The sequence below is a fragment of the Paenibacillus canaveralius genome, from assembly GCF_047238265.1.
In the GTDB taxonomy this organism is placed as follows: Bacteria; Bacillota; Bacilli; order Paenibacillales; family NBRC-103111; genus Paenibacillus_F.
Map to the genome: position 1 here is coordinate 3,182,101 of NZ_JBDFMM010000001.1, position 17,829 is coordinate 3,199,929.

General features: G+C 58.9%; 8 protein-coding genes. All 8 read right to left on the reverse strand.

What is annotated here, in order from left to right; genetic code table 11:
* Window position 1 precedes the first annotated feature (1 nt).
* On the reverse strand, window positions 2-556 hold the full coding sequence (locus ABC395_RS14345) for a MarR family winged helix-turn-helix transcriptional regulator (RefSeq protein WP_413004046.1): 555 nt from the start codon (window positions 554-556) through the stop codon (window positions 2-4).
* A 198-nt stretch (window positions 557-754) separates the two neighbouring features.
* Window positions 755-4,099, reverse strand: coding sequence for an S-layer homology domain-containing protein (locus ABC395_RS14350; protein ID WP_413004048.1), 3,345 nt, complete (start codon window positions 4,097-4,099; stop codon window positions 755-757).
* 96 nt (window positions 4,100-4,195) lie between these two features.
* On the reverse strand, window positions 4,196-5,551 hold the full coding sequence (locus ABC395_RS14355) for a family 8 glycosyl hydrolase (RefSeq protein WP_413004049.1): 1,356 nt from the start codon (window positions 5,549-5,551) through the stop codon (window positions 4,196-4,198).
* Between the two features lie 658 nt (window positions 5,552-6,209).
* Window positions 6,210-6,407: an MbtH family protein gene (locus ABC395_RS14360; protein ID WP_413004051.1), complete on the reverse strand. Its 198-nt coding sequence runs from the start codon at window positions 6,405-6,407 to the stop codon at window positions 6,210-6,212.
* Window positions 6,400-13,656 (reverse strand): amino acid adenylation domain-containing protein, encoded by a 7,257-nt coding sequence (locus ABC395_RS14365; RefSeq protein ID WP_413004052.1) that lies wholly within the window; start codon window positions 13,654-13,656, stop codon window positions 6,400-6,402. The genes ABC395_RS14360 and ABC395_RS14365 overlap by 8 nt, the downstream gene beginning before the upstream one ends.
* On the reverse strand, window positions 13,656-14,726 hold the full coding sequence (locus ABC395_RS14370) for an isochorismatase family protein (RefSeq protein ID WP_413004053.1): 1,071 nt from the start codon (window positions 14,724-14,726) through the stop codon (window positions 13,656-13,658). The genes ABC395_RS14365 and ABC395_RS14370 overlap by 1 nt, the downstream gene beginning before the upstream one ends.
* 69 nt (window positions 14,727-14,795) lie before the next feature.
* Window positions 14,796-16,496 carry a (2,3-dihydroxybenzoyl)adenylate synthase gene (locus ABC395_RS14375; protein ID WP_413004055.1) on the reverse strand — a complete coding sequence of 567 codons (1,701 nt, stop codon included), beginning with the start codon at window positions 16,494-16,496 and terminating at the stop codon, window positions 14,796-14,798.
* Entirely contained in the window at window positions 16,493-17,824 is a 1,332-nt protein-coding gene (gene dhbC / locus ABC395_RS14380) for an isochorismate synthase DhbC (RefSeq protein WP_413004056.1), read from the reverse strand. Before dhbC ends, ABC395_RS14375 begins: the two co-directional genes overlap by 4 nt.
* Window positions 17,825-17,829 lie beyond the last annotated feature (5 nt).

Sequence of the window (17,829 nt, forward strand, 5' to 3'; positions counted from 1 at the left end):
ATTATCTGCCGGTACCGAGCCATTTTTCTATTTTTGCGTTCAGTTTAACCAGCACCTTATCGAAAAGCGCCCGCTCTTCTCTGTCCAATTCCTCGACAAGAGATGCGCAGGTAGTCCAGAAAACCGGCAGCACCCTCTTTATTAATCCGCTTCCTTCGGAACTGAGCCGGATATGTGTCATCCGCCCGTCTTTGCTGTACGGCTCGCGGATGATCAGGTCTCTCTCATGGAGCCAGTTCAACAATGACGTAACCGACGAGCGTCGTATTCCGAGCCGGTCCGCTATCGAGGAAGGAGTCACGAGCTCCTTGTCTTGATGGAGGGAGATCAGCAGCAGAATATCCATCTTGCTCTCCGTGATGTCGTATTCGGATAAATGAATATCCATCACATCAAGAACACTATCCCCAAGCCAAAGCATAAGGAGGCCGGTAAGAGCGGATTCCCGGTCCGTACCGGGATCGGCGGTCTGTTCCAATAAATCCCGGTAAGGTTCCGTTCCGAGCTTCGGAAGCTGTTGACCGGTCGTGTACTCTTTGGCGGGCTTTCTGTTCAAAGTCAGTACTCCCTTCTCCGCTGTGGGCAGTTTCTTCGTTCGATTGTTCAAAGATAACCTTATCGCTCTTATTAGTTAGATAATCTAATTAAATATACTATAGCGTACAGGGTTCGCTTTTGCAAGCGGCAGCGTGGATTTGCACCGGGCGGATAAAAAACCACCCGTCCGCTCCAGGCGGACAGGTGGCCAGACTTTTTATTTTAAGCTCGTAACCCGGTAGAGGATCACTGCCGTTTCGGCTCTGGTCGTCAGGCCGCGGGGCATAATGCCCGTTCCGCTGCCTTCGACGAGTTTTTCCCGAACGAGGGCGCCTGCGCTCTCCACCGCGTAAGGAGCAAGTTCGGAGGCATCCTCGAAACCAGCCAGATCCTGTGCACTGCCTGGCTGAATGCCGTAACCGGCCGCCTTCAGCGCACGGACGATGAGTGCCATCATGTCTTGTCTCGTAAGGAGTGCTCCGGGCTCGAACGTATCCGGACCGGTGCCTTCCGCGATGCCGAGCGCTTTCGCAGTTCCGACCGCATCGTAATAATACGCGCCGGGTAACACATCCCCGAAGCGGCCCGCCGTGTCGGCCTTCAAACCGAGCGCCCGCACGAGCAGCGTCACGAATTCGCCTCTCGTAACCGGACGTGCCGGTTCGAACGTGTCGCCGGTGACGCCTTGGATAACGCCTTTGCCGGCGAGAAGTTCTATCGCGTCTTTGGCCCATGCGAAGCGGCTGTCCACGTCCGCGAACGTCTTTCTCGCAGGTTCCGGCTTCGGCTCCGGATCCGGCTTTGGCTTGCCGTCCGGATTCACCGGCGGTTTGGTGCCCGTGACGGGCGGAACCGTAGTTACCGGCGGCAGGGATGATCCGCCGTCTCCTCCGGAAGAGCCGCCGCCGGACGAACCGTTATCTTTCCGGACGTCGATCTGCACCGCATCGGAATTGGTGCGTACTCCGGCAGCTTTAATGAAGAAAGTATAGCTTTGCTGCGGATCAAGCTTGCCCAGCTCTAGCTTGTACGTACCGGAATTGGCATCGGCCGGCACATATTCGCTCCAGAATGGACGGATTTTATCGTCCTTCTCGTAAATCCGGTACCCTTTCACCGGCTCTTTGGAGTTCTTCGGAGCGTTCCATGACAGAACCGCTCCGCCGCTTCCGTTTTGTACGGCGGCATTTTCGACTTTCGCCGGTTTCTCGTCGGTCCGTTTAATGCCGTACTCGTCATACGGCTTGACGTCTTCCCCCTTGGCTGCCGTGTACGAAGTGAATTTCATCACGTCTTTGGACACGGAAACATCGGTGAACATCTTTTTGAAAGGCTGCTCGTTGATCTTGGCGAAATAATCGTCGTACCCCTTGTATTTCTCGTAAAATTTGCTTCCGACCGTATTGGTCATCAGATAAACGGTTCCCGGCGGATTGAGGGCATTGCCTTCTCCATCTTCCTTGATGTCTTTTATCGGAACATCGTTCAGCATCTGATAAGATCTCATATACATGTGATCGTGGGCTTCGAATACGACATCAATGCCCATTTGATCCAATGCCGGAATTAAGTGTTTCTTGTAAAAGGCGATCCGTTCGCCTTCCCATTCCCCGGCATTGTCACCGGCCGAATAGGGCCCTTTGTGTAACGAAACGAACTTCCATTTCTTGTCCGTCCGGGCCACAACGTTCTTCATCCACTCCAATTGGGCGGTGAATTCCGGGTCCACCCACTCCACCTGGCCGTTGGAATCCAGTCCCCCTTCGAACTGGGTGTTGAACTGGATAAACAGGGCGTCACCGTATTCGAACGAATAGACCGAGCCTTCATGGGTACCCGGGACGATCTGCTTGGGCAGATTAAAATGATAATAAAAGTTGTTGTTTTCGGTATTCTCGTCACCCTCGTAGTCGTGAACCTCATGCCCTCCGAGGATCGGCACGTAAGGCGTGTGAGCCAGCTCGTTCTTGGCCGTATCCAGCAGCCACTGCCACTGCTGCTCCAAATCCCCGTTGTCCACCAGGTCCCCCGTAACCATAAAAAACTTCGGTTGTCCGGCTTTGTCCACCGCTTTACGGAAAGTATCCTGCCATAATTCAAAAGAAGACTTGCTGGACCCTTGGGAATCCGACCCCACAATAAAGCGGAAATCTTCGTTGCCGGCTTCGTCGGTCGTAAACGATCCGACCGGTCCCCAGCCGTCCGGGTCGCCGTTGCCCGCCCGGTACTTGTATGCCGTGCCGGGTTTAAGCTTGTCGGCCGTTACTTTGTGGCTGGCGAATTTCGTCTTTTTGTCGGTATCCCGGTCGCTTTTGACGAAATAAGTTTCGATGACGTCCGTGCTGCCGGAATATACGGAAGCTTTCGCTTCCGGAAACACGCCGCCTTTCATTTCGGATGCTTCGATGACCTGAACCACGGTTCCCGAAATGTCTTGGGGCGTATACCAGGCAAAGCCGATCGAGGTTTTCGGGTCCCCGTTAAACGTCATGTTCAGCAGCTTCGGCGTTTTGGGCGAGGTTCGGGTCTTGAAGCTCCAGGTGATATCCTCGGCAAGCGGATGCCCGTTATCAGCTCCTTTTACAAGTTCTTTCGGAATCAAGACCGTGTACGTCTTTTCATACGCAAAAGGAGTATGCTTGATTACCAGTGTATCGCCGGATACTTGGAGAGAGGTTTCGGACGCGTTTCCGTTCTCGTCCGCTATGACTACCTGCTTTCCGTTCTCCAGAGCGATTTTTTTATTGAATTTCACGGACACTTCCCGGTCCGCCGAAATTTCTTCCGACTTGTCTCCCGGAAATTCCGCTACTGCCACCGTGGGCTCCGAAATATCCGAGCCGCCGATGCGCTCTCCTTTCACTTCTACGGCGCGGATCCGGCTCGAACCCGCTCCGCCGATGCCCGGCCCGCCGGACGTTTTTTCGTCGGAGCTGACGATCCAGCGGATATACAGCATAGGCCGGTTATCCGCTTCGGAAGGAAGCGGCAAATCGTTCAATTTGCAGGAATCTCCGCTGCAGTTGTACGACGATTTGGCCATCACAAGATCGGCCACGGGGATCCATGTCCGCTTGTCCGGGCTGATCTCGACTTTAAAATTCCGCGGTCCAGATCCGGAAGAGTTCTGCTGGGACGACAGGGTGATGCTGCGGAATCCTTTGGTCGGGACGGCAGCCAGCCAGTACTTGACCCCGTTCCCTTCATCCCAGCCCTGATAGCTCAGCGTGTCGTCTTCCACGTACTCGAATACGCCTCCGGAGTTGCGGAACGTAGACGCGGAGCCGTAAACTCCGCCCGTCGAACGGTAAATTCCGTTGTCGCCCGTACCGGCGTTCCGGAAATTCCATTGACCCAGGGACGGACGGTCTACTCCGTAGGTAGCGTTGATAACTCCCTGGTCGGACTGCACATCCCCCGATCCCCGCTGCTCCGCAATTGGTTGGGCAGGCGCTGCCGCCTGCTGCGGCGCAGCAGCGGCAAACAGGCTGCCCGCCGTACTTGAAAACAGGACGGCAAACATCGTCAGTACCGTTAAAACGCGATAAAGCTTCTTACTCAATCGTATGGCGCTTCCACACATTCCGCTCCCACATCCCTCTCTATTGGTCACAAGAAAAGGGCCTGCATACAGCAGGCGCTTTTCGCTCATTGCTTGTTATTCGCCGGGTGTCCACCAGTTGCCGGAAATGACGATCATGCTCAGCAGCCGGATGCTGTTGTCGAAATAATAGCTGTCCGAGGTAGGCGAGTCGACGATGTCGCTCCACAGTTTGTTCAGCCACTGCTGATTGGACGAGTCTATCATCGCGCTTACCGCAAACGGCGCCGTGAACGCGATGGCGTGATCGGATTTTTTCACATTGCCTTTCAGATCATAGCCCGAACCGATTTTGGCGGGTTTGCCGCCCGTTGCGGACTGAATCCATCCGTTCATCTGGCGGAGCTGCTCCAAAGCGCGTGTGTCGCCGCTGATGAGATAATCCGTCGCTATTCTCCACGGGGTACGACAGGAGTTCCAGCTGTATTCGTCATCCGTCGTCTGTTCCAGGTATTTATCCGGAGCCGGTGCGTATGTTCCGTCCGATTTACGGACGACGAAATCCGGAAGCAACCCCGTTTTCGGCGAGTGCTTTTTATAGACGGAGTTGATGATCTTGTAGGTCGTATCAATTACTTTGTCCCAATCCGCATTACCGGTCGCGTCCTTGAACGCTTTGAGTTGATGGAGCATGAAATCCGACGGACGCGTGCCCGGTCCGTATTTCGAATCGCTGTCGGAGGCCCAGTCGCCCAGCTTCAGATGAAATTGTTTGGCGTGCACGTCGCGCTTCAGGATCGCATTGATCATCTTGACGGCTTCACTCTTGTAGTTGACTTCCCCCGAACTGCCCCACTGTTTATCGGCAAGAAGCAGGGAATAAGCGATGTCCAGATCCCCGTCCGTCGCGGAATAGGAGCCTGAGCTGTCCACAATGTTGCCCGACGAGTCCTTAGCCTGCTGCCAAGCCATCAAAGCGGGGTCAGCCGAACTCGGATGAGCTTTATAGAACCGGTAGAGACCGTCGTAATAAGTTTGCGCACTGGCGTCGTGTCCCGCCATATAAGCGGTAATGAGCATCCCGTAGCCATGGCCTTCCGAGCAGGACACCACATTTTTCGGATCGTCCACAATTTTTTCCCGGTTATAAAAAACGTAATACTGGTTCGAAATTTTCGGATGCTTGATAAGGTATCTGGATTTCCATTCGTCATATTTTTGCTTTACCTGCTTATCCATCTGATCCTGTGTAAAATGGTTGGGCTTGATCGTGCCGGAGGTGTAGGAAACATGCTGAGGAAACGGCTTCAACGCGGTTGCGGCAATCGAAACGTTGGAACTCCCCTCATAAACGGGTTCGGTCTGGATGGATGAAGCCGGTACGTTTTCCTGAGCGGAAGCCGTCACCGGTCCTGCTATCAAACTGCCTAACAGACAAGCGCAAGTGCTTAATTCCAGCAATCTTTTCTTCATAGAATCCTTCTCCTCTCAAAATTGCGTTCGTTATTCGGTAAACGTCGCTGCCAGCCTATCTTATCCCGCTTCCGGCCACCTCCCTTACGCATTTCACCCGAATTGCCTCCACCAAAATTAAAGCGCTATAACTCTAATTTATGACGGAGATCCGAATGATATCCTTGTGCTCAACCGGAATAAAGATTCACTGTGAATCAGAACAACCATCAACCGGCCCCAATTCAACTAGAACAATAAGCGCTTTAATTTTTAATGTCAACGGCAAGCGTTTCGTCGAATTTTAAGGTTTTATGAAGAGGCTGGGGGTCGCCCTTGCCGGTGTATAGGCTTCCGAATCTCCCCCGGCAAGCGTACCGGAATGAGATCGGGATCGGATGCGGAACAAGTCCTCCCGGACGGAGGACGCTCGTTGTTAAGAATTTATTTTGCCTCCGGCCCGTTGCTTAAAAAAGGCCTATTTCTGCGTAAACGGAACAGGTTGCCGTTCTTCCAAAAACCATTAGAATAAGCAAGCCCAGACCGTAAAAAAAAGACGGTATCCGGGCAATACTACCCGAAACCGTCCGTAATTTTTAGTTTCCTGCAGTTTGAACAGGCAGCCAAGCGGATTACCGGCAGACGGATAACTCCGCTTCTATCCGATTTCTGTGCCTCGCTACTCCCGCAGACTGGCCGGTCTCATATCGGTCCAGCTGCTCTCGATATAATCCAGGCACTCCTGGTGCGTGCCTTCCTCCAGAACGGCCGTCCAGCCGTCCGGTGTCCGGACGAAAGCGGGCCAAAGCGAATACTGCCCTTCGCCGTTAACCAGAACCCGGAAAGTGCCGCTCTGATCGTCAAACGGATTAGCCATAGAAACTCCCCTCCTCCTCTTCCGCTTTCGCGGACGACAGCTTTCCGGCCAGCATGCGGCCGATGATCGACAATGGTCCCGGCTGGCACAGATCCTTATGCCGGCATGCGATATCATGCCGCTCGATTGTTCCTCCCACAAATGGAATCCACATGTCGGGGTCGATAGGATCGAACCAGTCCGGAATGATCGTCGAATGGAAAAACATCAAATCGCCCTCGTATTTCTCCGGCACGTAGGCCGCCAAAATCTTGACCGAGTTCTCGTAGGTAACGCGCAGCTGGCGGATCGTCTCGACGCTCAGCGAAGCCAGCGCGCTGTTGTCCCCGCGCAGAATCTCGATCGCGGTTTCCATCGTCAGCGGCCCGTCGCCGATGCTGTCGGGATCATACCCGCCGAGTGCGAGCAGCGCGGTCAGCGCTTCTTCCTCATCCGGCTCGCCCCGAAGCGGCAGGTAATGGCTCGGATAGGCGTCCAGCATGGCCAGAAACTCGACCGCCTGGCCTTCCTTCTGAAGCTGGACGGCCATGGCATGCGCCACGTTGCCTCCCAGCGACCATCCGAGCAGGCGGTACGGGCCTTCCGGCTGGACGGTGCGGATGCAGCGGATATAATCTTCAGTCATCTCGCCCAGCGTCTGGGGAAGACGGTCCGGTCCCGCTATGCCTCTCGCCTGAAGTCCGTAGATCGGAACGTCCGGATCGAGGTGCTTCATCAAGCCGGCATAGCACCAGCTGAGCCCTCCGGCCGGATGCACGCAGAACAGGGGAGCTCCGGAACCGTGGGACCGCAGCGGCAGCAGCATCTCCAGCGCCCCGTCGCCCGTGTCTTCCTCCAGCCTTGCGGCAAGTCCGGCAACGGTCGGTGTTTCGAACAGGATACCGATACCGGGGTCTTTGCCCCACACTTCCCGTATCCGGCTCATGAGACGGACGGCCAGCATCGAATGTCCGCCCAGTTCGAAAAATCCGTCGTCGATACCGACATCCTCCAGCCCGAGCGTTTCCGCGAACAGCCCGCAGAGCACTTCTTCCTGCGGCGTCCGGGGACTCCGGCTGCCCGATACGGAAGCGTAGACGGGTGCCGGCAGCGCTTTGCGGTCCAGTTTGCCGTTAACGGTCAGCGGCAGGCTGTCCAGCACGACGATGCCGGATGGGACCATATGATCCGGCAGCGCCGCGGAGGCGTGCAGACGGATCATCCCCGTGTCCGGCGCTTCGCCGGCTTGCGCGGGAACGATATAAGCCGCGAGCCTTTTGTCACCCGGCTGGTCCTCCCGCAGCACGACGGCCGCCTGGGCAACCGCCGGATGCTTCTCCAGCACGGCTTCGATTTCGCCGGGTTCGATCCGGAATCCGCGCAGCTTCACCTGCTGGTCGGCCCGGCCCAGGTACTCCAGGGAGCCGTCGGCAAATCTCTTGGCCAGATCCCCTGTCCGGTACATCCGGCTTCCCGACGGACCGAACGGATCGGCCACAAACCGCTGGGCAGACAGCTCGGGCCTGTTCCAGTAGCCTCTTGCGAGCCCGGCGCCGGACACGTACATTTCCCCGCTGACGCCGAACGGCACAGGCTCCAGATTATCGTCCAGCACGTATACGTCCAAATCCGGAATCGGTACGCCGATTACGCTGCCCGGGCCTGCCGCCGCAATCCGGCGGTCTAACGGATAGTAGCTCACATGTACCGTCGTTTCCGTAATGCCGTACATATTAACGAGTTTGGGAAAATTGTCCGCATGGCGGCTGTACCACTCCTCCAGCTTACCGGGATCAAGCGCTTCCCCGCCGAATATGATATGCTTGAGCGAAAGAGCCGAAGCTCTCCCGGAATGCTCCCGGTCCGCCTGAATCAGCTGATAGAAAGCCGAAGGCGTCTGATTGAGCACCGTTACGCCCTGCTCTTCCAGCAGACCCAGGAATTCGGAAGGCGACCGGCTTACGGAAAACGGCACGACCACGAGCTTCCCTCCGTACAAGAGTGCGCCCCACATTTCCCATACCGAGAAGTCGAAAGCATACGAGTGGAAAAGCGTCCAGGTGTCCGTCTCGTCGAAACCGTACCATGACTCTGTCGATTCCATCAGCCGGATCACGTTCTCGTGCGGAATCACGACCCCTTTGGGCCGGCCTGTCGAGCCCGACGTATAGATGAGATACGCGGGATGAAGGCGATGGAGTTTTCCTTCCCGCAGTAGAGCATCGGGATCGTAATCCGGGAGCTTACGCAGACGTTCCTCACAGGCAAAATCGCCCAGCACCACGACTTTAAGACTGTCGCTTTCCGGCACACTTGCGGCGGCGTCCGCCGAAGTAACGAGAATCGAAGGCCCCGCGTCCTCCAGCATGTAAGCCAGCCTGTCGGCCGGATAATCCGGATCAAGCGGCAGATAAGCCGCGCCCGTTTTCAGAACGCCCAGCACGGCTGCCGGGAGGTCCGCCGATCTCGGCAGAGCCAAGGCGACGAACTGCTCGGGTCCGGCTCCTTCCTCCATCAGGAGGCGGGCGATCCGGTTGGCCCTCTCATTGAGCTGCCGGTAGCTCAGCACCTGCGTGCCGTACACGACGGCGGGAGCATCCGGCCGCAGTGCGGCCTGCCCTTCGAACAGCTCCGCAAGAGTGCGGCCGGCGGCAGACGGGTCGCCGCCCGCGGCCGATCGCTTCGACGCCGGGAATTCCGGTTTCGCCGTGAGCGCCAGCCTCTCTTCCTCCAGTAGTACGCTTATGCGCCCAATCGGCTCATCAGGCTTCGCCGCCGCCTGTTCCAGCAGCTTCAGGAACCGCCGGGTAAGCGCCTCTGCCGTGTCCGGCAGGTATAAATCCGCGCTGTACTCCAGCAGGCCTTCAATGCCGCACGGTTCTCCGTCAGGCCGGCGGTTTTCCGTAAGCTCGAAGGTAAGGTCGAACTTGGAGGAACCGGTCCCCCGCAGCTCCAGCTTGGAGGCGATTCCCGGCAGATCCAGTCTGGCGGCCGGTGTGTTTTGCAGCACAATCATAATCTGAAACAAGGGATGCCGGGAACGGGAACGGGCCGGGCTCAGCGCTTCGACCAGCCGCTCGAACGGCAGTTCCTGGTTCTCGTAGGCACCCAGGTCCGTCTGCCGGACACGAGCCAGCAGCTCGCGGAACGTAGGCTGTCCGGAAAGATCCGCCCGGAGCACGAGCGTGTTGATGAACATGCCCACGAGGGCCCCCGTTGCCTCGTCAGGCCGGCCTGCGGCCGGACTTCCGACCGGAATATCCTCGCCGCCGCCCAGCCGGGACAGCAGCGCCGCCAGCGCCGCGTGCATCACCATGAACAGGCTGGCTTTCCCTTCGGCCGCGAGTTCAAGCAGCTGCGCGTGCAGTTCCTCGCCGATCCGGAACGGAATCACGCCTCCGGCCTGTCCGGAGACGGACGGACGAGCATGATCGGCCGGCAGCGGCAGCTCTTCGGGCAGACCCCGCAGCGCCTCTTTCCAATACGCGAGCTGGCTTCCCATCAGGCTGTCCGGTTCGCCCTCTTCCTCCAGAAGCTTTTCCTGCCACAGCGTAAAATCGCCGTAACGGACCGGAGTATCGCCGAGTGACGGTTCACGTCCCGCGATCCGTGCCGAATAGGCGGCGGAAAGATCGGACGTGATGACCGAGAGCGACCAGCCGTCGGCCGCGATATGATGCACGACCAGCAGCAGGACGTGTTCCCCCTCTTCCCGCTCGAAAAGGACCGCTTTCAGCGGCAGTTCGGAAGACAGCTCGAATCCGTGGCGAACCTCCCGGTCAAGCGTTTCCTGCCAGCGGGCTCCGTCCGGGCCGTGTGCCGGAACTTCTTGAAACACGAACTTGTTGGCCGCATCTTCACGCTCCATAATGCGAATCTGAGGCATGCCGTCGGGCGTTTCCGGAAATACGGTGCGCAGCGGCTCGTGGCGTCCGAGCACGTCGATAAGAGCCCTCTTAAGCGCCTGATGGTCCAGCTTCCCGGAAAGCGAGCACACCAGCGGGATGTTGTAAGTGGAGCTCGGCCCCTCCAGGCGGTACAGGAACCATAATCGTCTTTGCGCCCTCGAAAGAGGGACTGTTACTCCCCGAGAGGCCGGAACGACCGGCGGGACAGCTGTCCCCTTTCGGCCCAGCAGCTGTGCGAGTTCACGCACCGTCGGCGCTTCGAATATGCCGGATAACCGCACGTCCACCCCCGTCGTCTCGCGGATGCGCAGAGCCACCCGACCGGCCAGAAGCGAATGACCGCCGAGACGGAAGAAGTCGTCGTCGATTCCGACGGAAGACATCCCCAGCACCTCCGTGAATATCCGGCAGAGAAGTTCTTCGTGAGGCGTCCGTGCGGAAGACGATTCTCCGGTGCCGGATATTTGCGGTGCGGGCAGTGCCTTGCGGTCCACCTTTTTGTTGGGCGTCAGCGGCAGGCTGTCCAGGGTAACCCAGACGAGCGGAACCATATATTCGGGCAGCTCCTGCTGAAGCTCTTTTTTCAATTGGGCATGATCCGGTTCATGAAGCTCCTCAGGCACGATGTAAGCCGTGAGCCTGCGCTCACCAGGCTTATCTTCCCTGACCACCACAGCAGCTTGTGCAATCCCCGGCTGGCCCGCGATACGCGACTCGATTTCCCCAAGCTCGATCCGGAAGCCGCGCAATTTCACCTGATGATCCGCCCGCCCCAGATAATCGATGCTTCCGTCGGGAAGCCAGCGGGCCAGATCCCCCGTACGGTACATGCGGGAACCCGGTTCTCCCCATGGATCGGCTACGAAACGATCCGCCGTTTGAACGGGTTTGTTCAGATAACCTCGGGCGACCCCGGCTCCGGCGATGTACAGTTCTCCTTCCGCTCCGGGAGGAACAGGCTGGAGACCGGCATCCAGGATATACGTCCGGGTGTTGGCGATCGGCGGTCCGATCGGAGGCTTGACCGCCGAACCGGCAGGGAGTGCGGCCGCGGTAGAATAGATGGCCGTTTCCGTCGGGCCGTATTGATTGTGCACTTCACAGCCGAGCTCCTGAAGGGCCAGCTGCAAACTCAGGGGCAGTGCCTCCCCTCCCGCAATAACACGCAGTCCGTCAAGACGTCCCGGTCTTGCCGTCACGAGCGATTGCCACAAAGTCGGCGTCGCCTGCATGATAGAAGCGCCTGTGGACCGGATTCTGCGGGCCAAAGCCCCCGGTTCGAGAATCAGCTCCCGGGATGCGATATCCAGGCAGGCGCCTCCGGTGAGCGGCAGTAATATTTCCATCACGGAAATGTCGAACGCGATGGTCGTCACCGACAAGAAACGGTCTCCCTCCTGCAGACGGAACTTCTCCTGCATGGCGTGGAGCAGATTGGCGAGGCCCCCGTAGGTAACGGGCACGCCTTTCGGCCTGCCGGTGGAGCCGGAGGTATAGATCACATAGGCAGGGTTGAGCGGGGACGGCCGCAGAGGAAGACATCCGGCATCCGCAGGGACACCGTTGCCTGTTCCCGGCTGGGAGCCGGCAAGGACCGGGGCGTCATTGTGCCCAAGCTGATCGAGCAGAAGCGGAGATACGCTTCCCGTATCCGGCAGCGAGCTTATCGACGCGGAATCCGTCAGGACGCAGGCCGGGTTCGCGTCGTCCAGCATGTAGGCGATGCGTTCCGCCGGATAATCGGGATCGACGGGCATATAAGCCGCCCCCAGCCGGAGAACCGCCAGGATGGAAACGACGGCCGACTCGCTCCGCGGAAGCGCAATCGCCACGATAGACTCCGGGCCGATTCCGAGTCGCCTCAGCTCCGCGGCAAGAACGGCAGCCCGGCGGTCCAGCTCCGCGTACGTCAGCGTTTGTCCGCCGCACAGAACGGCAGGCGCATGAGGCGAAAGCTCCGCACGCCGGCGGATCAGTTCCGCGGGGGAATCTGCCGGCACGTCGCAGGCGGTATCGATCCAGCGGTTCAGAAGCAGATCCTTCTCCGCAGGCAGCAGCATGTCCAGCAGACCCGCGGATGTTTCCGGGCCGGCGGAAGCCGCGGATTCCAGGAAGCTGAGAAAACGGCGCCTGTGGCCCGAAAGCTCCTGCTCGCTGTAGATGCCGGGATTCGCATCGAAGTCGATCTGAAGCCCGTCACCGCCGGAAGCTTCATAAATCTGCAGCGACAAGTCATCGGCAGGACCCGCGTAAAGCGAGTGCCGCACCGTTCCGCCCGAGGCGAAGGACGGAGTTTCCACGAACGGAATAATGTTAATCATCGGTCCGTAAAGCCTGCGCCGTTCACCCAGCAGCCCCAGATCTCTCACCAGATCATGCTGCCGGTAGCGTTGATGCCTGCGGAGTTGACGCAGTTCAGCGGCAACCTGCCGGTTTAAGTCTCCCCAGCTCATTTCCGGCTTGACGGTGAGACACAGCGGCAGGACGTTCATAACCATACCGGGTACATTCAGTGCGGAGCTGCCCAGCCGGTTCATTAAAGGAAGGCCGAGACGGACAGCTTCCGAGCCCGTCATCCGGTGCACGTAAGCGGCGGCGGCCGCAAGGACCGCTTCCGCCCAGCTGAACCCGTCCTCCGCGGCGGATTCGGTCAGCTTGCGGCTTACCGCGGCCGCAAGCCGTCCCGACTGGCGAAGGGTGCCGCCGCCCGGACTGTTTCCGCCTCTGCCCATTACGGTGGAGTCGGGAGCGCCAGCAAGCTTGTCCAGCCAAAACGTCCGGTCCCGCTCCAACTGTTCGGATGCCCGGTAAGCTTCCTCTTCCCGCAGCACCTGCCCGGGTGAACCGAAATTTTCGGGCGGCACGGGCCTGCCTTCGGCGAGGGCCGTATAAATTTGAGCGGCTCTCCGGTGCAGCAGCGCATACCCGTAAGCATCGATCAAAATATGATGAATGCGCTGATACCAGCACCAGCGGTCGGAATCCAGCCTGATCAGCGCCTGGGTAAACAACGGGCCTTCCGTAAGTTCCACGGGCTTCTGCAAATCCTGGCGCATCCAGGCTTCCGCCTCGGACTGGGGATTCTTCATCCGACTGACGTCCATCTTCAGCAAAGTCCAGTCCGTCTCGGATCCAAGCTCCTGCCAAGGTTCTTCCCCGTCCTCACCGAAACGGGCGTGCAGCCATTTCGCTTCCTGCACCGTCAGGTATATCGCTTTCTCCAGAAATTCTTCGTTCATGTCTCCCTGGATTTCAAGCCATTCCGCCGTGTTGTAAACGGAACGTTTTTCGTCCATATGATGCGCGTACCAGATTCCTTGCTGGGCGCCCGAAAGCGGCAGCCGGAGGGCGCTCCCTATCATCAGCGCTCCCCCCTTGCGGCCGCGTCGTAATAATCCCCGTTCGGGACGGAGGCTGCGGTTCTTGAGGCCAGCAGCCTGCTCCATGCCAGCAGTGTCGGTTCTTCGGCAAGTTCCGCAAACGTAACTTCAGCCCCCAGGCTTCTCCAGCGTTCAGCCAGTGTCATAATACGAATGGAATCGAGTCCCCAGTATTCCGGAAGATTATCTTCGTCCCCTATCGCATCCGGCCGCTCCCGCAAAAGCCCGGCCACCTGCTGCCGCAGAGCCGATAAGGCAAAAGCATAAGGATCCGAAGCGCTTATCGCTTCAGTGCCGTCCTTACGGCCGGCGGCAGCTGCCGTTTGGGCGATACCGGCGGCTTCTCCGTTAAAGCTTCGTGATCCGGCTGAAGCGGCCGCCGCTTCGGTTTTTCCGGAGTTTGCGCCGGAAGTTTCTTTTGCCCACTGGTTCAGCAGTTGTTCCGTCGTCAGCGTAACCGCGCAGCGCTCGGCTGCATATTGCAGCGCCAGATCGTGTTTCTCCCGGGAAAAATCCGCAAGAGCGTCACTGACCATAAACGCCTCGATATCTCGCATAAAAGCCTCGCAGGCCGTCATCAGGCAGCCGATGTGGGCGTAAATTCCGACAATGATCAGCTGATCCCGGCCCATCGCCTTCATCTGCTCGGCCAAATCCGTCTTCTGAAATGCGCTGTAGCGCCACTTGGTCAGCCGGATATCGTTCTCACCGGGCTCCAGTTCCGCAATGATTTGCTGTTCCCGCGGATCGGGACCGATGCCCGAACCCCAGAAATCTTGAAGCAGCCTGCGCTGTTCGGGTGTCTGCGCACCCGGCTGGGCCGAGTAAATAACCGGTACTCCCAGTTCTCTGCAGCGCTCCGCAAGCAGACGGATATGCTCCGTCAGTTCCGATGCGGGCGATTGGCCCGGCTCGAAGCAGGCCATAAAATACTGCTGCATGTCATGGATGAGGAAAGCCGCCCGGGACGGGTCCGGTGTCCAGGAAACCCTGTTAGCCGGCAGCTCCGCCGCCGCAGGCATGGGGTATGATTTTACTAAAGGTATTGCCATTATAATCCTCTCCTTGTCATGCTTTATAAAATAAGCGGGGCTATTGTCCTGATAACCCGCTGTGCGAATCTAGCTTTTAATTCCGTTTTCGTGTTCAAGCAGAGCTCCGATACGCTGGCGCAGATCTTTTTTGCTCACCTTGCCGACTCCCGTCTGGGGAAACGAATCGATAAATTCGAACCGGTCGGGAATTTTGTAAGCGGCCAGGCCGCGGCTCCGCAGGAAAGAGCGCAGCTCATCGCTCCCCGTATGAGGTTCCCTCGATAAAATAAACGCGCAGGAACGCTCGCCCAGAAACTCGTCGGGCATCGCCACGATAGCGGCGTCCCGGACGGCGGGATGGGCCAGCAGGTGGTTCTCTACCTCTTCCGTGCCTACTTTGTCGCCTCCGCGGTTGATCTGGTCCTTGTCTCTGCCTTCCACGACGAGGTACCCTTCGGCTGTAAGGCGGGCCAGATCTCCCGTCCGGTAAAAGCCGTCCGGCGTAAAGCTCCGCGCATTATGCTCGGGGGCCTTGTAATAGCCGCGGATCGTATAAGGCCCGCGGGTGAGCAGATGGCCGACCGCACCGGGCTCTACCGGGCGATCCTCGTCATCGAGAATCAGCACTTCGTCGAGGGGCGACATGGGCCGTCCTTGTGTGGCGGTTATGATGCTTTCCGGATCATCCAGCCGGGTATAATTCACGAGGCCTTCGGCCATGCCGAAAACTTGCTGGAGCGTACAGCCGAGCTCGGGTTTGACGCGTTTCGCCGCTTCCTCGCTGAATTTGGCTCCGCCCACTTGAAGGACCTGGAGCGGATGAAGACTTTCACCTCTTGTCCGGGCGGCTTCCAGCCAAAGGAGCGCGAGCGGCGGAACGACTGCCGCTATGGTGCATTTTTCTTTCCTGATCAGCGGAAACACTTCGTCCGGGCTGCCTGATCGTGCCAGGACGACCGTGCCTCCGGCATAAAGGGTGCCGAGCGCACCGGGAGAGCTCAGCGGGAAGTTATGAGCGACAGGCAAAGCAGCCATATACACGCTGGCGCCGTCCAGTCCGCACACTTCCGCGCTGCGGCGAAGACTGTATATATAATCGTCGTGCGTACGCGGGATAAGTTTGGGAAGTCCCGTGCTGCCGCCGGATAATTGAAGAAAAGCGGTGTCTCCGGGAGAAGGCCCGGCATCCGGTTGCACTTCCGAATCTGCCGCCTTCTCCTCCGAAGCGTTTAAGGACAAGGGATGCAGCTTATCCGGAACAGCCGGAATCTCGTTGACATACATATCCTCCAGGCTCCGATGATCGCCAGGATTTCCGGCTACGAGAACATGACGAAGGCCCGGAACTTCCCCTTTCACTTCGGAAGCGAGCTTACGATAATCGAAACCGCCGTATTTGTCGATGGTGATATATGCCGCGGCTTCCGAATATGAAGCGATATGGACAATCTCGCTCCGGCGGTGAAGGGGCAGCGCAAAAACGGGAAGAGCGCCCAGCCTGAACAGCGCAAAAATCACGTCGAAGAAAACCGGCACGTTCGGAAGCTGAACGACGACCCTGTCGCCTTTCCGGATTCCGAGTTCTTTCAATCCGGCGGCCAGCCGGTCGGCGTTCAGATCCAGCTCGGCGTAGCTTACACGCTCCTCGCCGCCGACAATCGCGGTTCGGCTGCCGTGAGCCGCGGCGCGTTCGCGGAGCATGCCGCCGAACGTTTCACCCCGCCAGCAGCCCGCTTCGCGGTATTTCCGGACGAACTCGTCCGGCCAGTACGGATAATCTTCGCTCATACGCCTTTCCCTCCTCCGCCGACGCTGCCTGCCGTCTCCGGGTCCATTCCCATCGCAAGAAGCAGCGTTTTGAGCTTCGAGGAAGTTTCGGCCAGCTCGGCAGCCGGGTCCGAGCCTTCCACAATGCCGGCGCCCGCGTATAAAGTCACGGCATCTTCCCCGATTTCCGCGCAGCGGATCGTAACCGCCCACTCCCCGTCACCCGCCGCATCGCACCAGCCGACCATTCCGGTAAAATATCTCCGGTCGAACGATTCCAGCTCGCGGATGGCGGTTCTTGCGGGACCCGTCGGGGTGCCGCACACCGCCGGAGTCGGGTGCATGGCGACGGCCAGCTCAAGGGAGCTTGCCGCCGGTTCCAGCAGTTCTCCGGTCACCTTCGTGGACAGATGCCACATTGTCTTCGTCCCGATGACCGAAGGCTCGGCCGGCACGTCGAGTTTCCGGCAGTAAGGCCGGAGCGCGGAGGCTACCGCCTCGATTACAACCGCGTGCTCGTGGCGGTCTTTCGCCGACTGCAGAAGCGCGTCTGCGCGCCGCTTGTCCTCGGCGGGGTCGCTGCTGCGTGCCGCCGAACCGGCCAGGGGGTTGGCCGTGACCAGCCGGCCCGAACGCGCCACAAGCAGCTCCGGACTGGCGCCGATCAGAGTGCGGGCGGCAACTGCCTCCGCCGTGCCTGCGTCCTGCCGGGCGCTGTGTTCGCTGCCCGCCGCCAAAGGCTGCTGTCCCCGTAAAGGAACGGCAAACGTGTAGCCCCGCGTGTTGGCTGCCGCAAGGCGGCGGAGGAGGCGCCCCGTTTGAACGGGCGGGCAATTTTCCAGCCGCAGCGAACGCGACAGCACGACTTTGCGCAGTTTGCCCGACCGGAGCTGTTCCAGTCCTTTGCGCACCGCTGCCTCGTAATCGGATTCCGTCGGAAACGAAACGATGTTGAAGGATTCGCCTTGCGCTTCCCCGGCAAAAACAGAACGGTCCATATCGCCCGCAAGATCGGCGAGAGCCTCCTCCGCCTCGGCCAAAGGACCCGCCCACCGGGTTTGCCGAGGTACGAACAACTCCGGTCTGACGCCGCTGTTCACGGTGAACGGAATCGCGCCTACGATCAGGGCTTCCGCGGAATTTCCCGCGCGGACACCCGCCAGCAGGTCGGCGACCCGGCGGGGCAGCCGTTCCAGTTCTTCCCCTTTTCCCTCAACGGAAAGCTTCACAAGTTCCCCTTCGGCAAGCAGCGTACGGCGGGGCGATCCGAAATAAAACGCCGAACCTTCGCGATACCTATCGAGCAGGTCGGCCGGGGATAACACTTTTTCCTCTTGTCCCAGCATCATGTTTT

Excerpts from the sequence above, each read along its gene's own strand:
- ABC395_RS14370 (WP_413004053.1), bottom strand. The coding sequence starts at position 14,726 with ATGGCAATACCTTTAGTAAAATCATACCCCATGCCTGCGGCGGCGGAG.
- ABC395_RS14360 (WP_413004051.1), bottom strand. The coding sequence starts at position 6,407 with ATGGCTAATCCGTTTGACGATCAGAGCGGCACTTTCCGGGTTCTGGTT.
- ABC395_RS14365 (WP_413004052.1), bottom strand. The coding sequence starts at position 13,656 with ATGATAGGGAGCGCCCTCCGGCTGCCGCTTTCGGGCGCCCAGCAAGGA.
- ABC395_RS14355 (WP_413004049.1), bottom strand. The coding sequence starts at position 5,551 with ATGAAGAAAAGATTGCTGGAATTAAGCACTTGCGCTTGTCTGTTAGGC.
- dhbC (WP_413004056.1), bottom strand. The coding sequence starts at position 17,824 with ATGATGCTGGGACAAGAGGAAAAAGTGTTATCCCCGGCCGACCTGCTC.
- ABC395_RS14375 (WP_413004055.1), bottom strand. The coding sequence starts at position 16,496 with ATGAGCGAAGATTATCCGTACTGGCCGGACGAGTTCGTCCGGAAATAC.